This window comes from Brevundimonas sp. CURTG3B2_SDJG, from assembly GCF_057364705.1.
On the sequence record NZ_JBNFOJ010000391.1, the window covers coordinates 1 to 2,230 of the forward strand.

The window sequence follows — 2,230 nt, forward strand, 5'->3', positions numbered from 1 at the left end:
GCCGAGAGGTGCGCGCCCGCTGCGCCGGCTGAAGGGCGAGCTTCACCTGCTGACCGCCCTGGCCGACCTGGGCGGTGCGTGGGACCTGGATCGGGTCACCGACGCATTGAGCCGCTTCGCCGACGCCTCGGCCCGGGCCGCGCTGCGGGCCGTCGCCCACGACCAGCGTGAGCGCGGCAAGCTGATCAGCCCGCCGGACGATCCGGGCGGCCCTATTCCCGGCCTGTTCGGCCTGGCCATGGGCAAACATGGGGCCAACGAGCTCAACTACTCTTCGGACATCGACATCAGCCTGTTCTGGGAGCCGACTGTGCTGACCCCGGCGCTGGACGAAGGCGTCGAGCCGCAGCGGTTCGTCGACCGGGTCGCTCACGCCTTCTCCGGGCTGATGCAGGAGCGGACCGGCGACGGCTATGTCTTCCGGGTCGATCTGCGGCTGCGGCCGGATCCGTCCTCGACGCCGCCGGTGGTCGCCGTCCCCTTCGCCCTGACCTATTACGAAGGCGTCGGCCAGAACTGGGAGCGGGCGGCCTTCATCAAGGCCCGCGCCATGCTGGGCGACGAATGGGAGGGCCAGGCGTTCCTGAAGGCGCTGACGCCCTTCATCTGGCGGCGCAGCCTCGACTATCCGGCCATCCTCGACATCCAGTCGATCAAGCGCCAAATCCACGTGCACAAGACCGGCGAGGGCCTGGACGCGGCCGGCGCCAATCTGAAGCTGGGCCGCGGTGGAATCCGCGAGATCGAGTTTTTCGCCCAGACGCAGCAGCTGATCCTGGGCGGCCGCGACCCCGCCCTGCGCACGCCCCGCACGGTGGACGCCTTGGCCGCCTTGCGCGACGCGGGTCATGTGTCGCCCCAGGTCTGCGCCGAGCTCACCGCCGCCTATGTCGAACTGCGCGGGCTGGAGCATCGCGTCCAGATGCTGGACGACGAACAGACCCACAGCCTGCCGGCCGATCCGGCCCGCCGCGCGGCCGTCGCGGCCCTGGCCGGCCAGGGCGATCTGCGGAGCTTCGACAACCACGTCGCAGCCCTGCTGGTCGGGGTCAATCGACGCTACGGCGAGTTATTCGAGGGCGAGGAGCAGTTGTCGTCCCCGTATGGCTCCCTGGTCTTCACAGGTGTGGAGAATGACCCCGAGACCCTGGTCACGCTGGAGCGCATGGGTTTCTCGGACCCGGCCATGGTCGCCGACACCATCCGCAGCTGGCACCATGGCCGCATCCCGGCGACGCGCTCGGCGCGCGGGCGCGAACTGTTCACCCGCCTGGCGCCCCGACTGTTGACGGCGCTGGCGGATTCCGGAGCGGCGGACGACGCCTTCCGACGGTTCGCGGTGTTCTTCTCGGGCCTCAGCGGCGGGGTCCAGGTCCAGGCCCTGTTCCTTGCCCAACCCAAGCTGTTCGACTTGGTGGTCGGTGTGATGGCCTTCGCGCCCCGCCTGGCGCGCACCCTAGGTCGCTATCCTGCGGCGCTGGACAGCATGCTCGACGCCCGGTTCGCGCGCTCCATCGAGGAGGACAGCGGCGTCGCCGAGCAGATGCAGGCGGAGGCGGCCGCGGCGGCCGATTTCGAGGTCTCGATGAACGCCGTCCGCCGCATCCATCGCGACCAGAAATTCCGCATCGGGGTGCAAACCTTGACGGGACGTGCGGGGCCCGAGGCCGCCGGCCGGGCCTGGACGGCGCTGGCGGACGCGGTGATGGCCGCTCTGGCCCCTGCGGCCCTGGCCGAGACGGTTCGACAGGGCGGCGTGTTGCCCGGCGGCGTCGTCGCGGTGGTGGCCCTGGGCAAGGCCGGATCGCGCGAGATGACGGCCAGCTCCGATCTGGACTTAATGACGGTGTACGACGCCCCGTCTGAGGTGGTGTCGGACGGCAAGGGTTGGGCGGCCGGCGTGTTCTGGTCGCGCTTCACCCAGCGTCTGATCGCGGCCCTGTCGGCCCACACGGCCGAGGGGGGGCTCTACGAGGTCGACATGCGCCTGCGGCCCGGGGCGGCCAAGGGACCGGTGTCCCTGCGGCTTTCGGCGGTGGAGGAGTATTACGCGGCCGAGGCCGACACCTGGGAATTCATGGCGCTGACCCGCGCCCGCGTGGTCTGGGCGAACGATCCGGCCTTCGCCGAACGGACGGCCGCCGCGCTGGAGGCCATCCTGCGTCGCCCCCGTCCGGGCGTGGATGTCCGCGCCGACGCCCGGCGCATGCGCGACCTGATGGCTCGCGAG

1 protein-coding gene is annotated in these 2,230 nt (G+C 70.9%); it reads left to right on the top strand.

Annotated elements, in window-relative coordinates; genetic code table 11:
- Positions 1-2,230, top strand: a 2,230-nt coding sequence (locus tag AC2W7C_RS17005) for a bifunctional [glutamine synthetase] adenylyltransferase/[glutamine synthetase]-adenylyl-L-tyrosine phosphorylase (RefSeq protein WP_486002435.1), incomplete at both ends; no start/stop codon positions are given.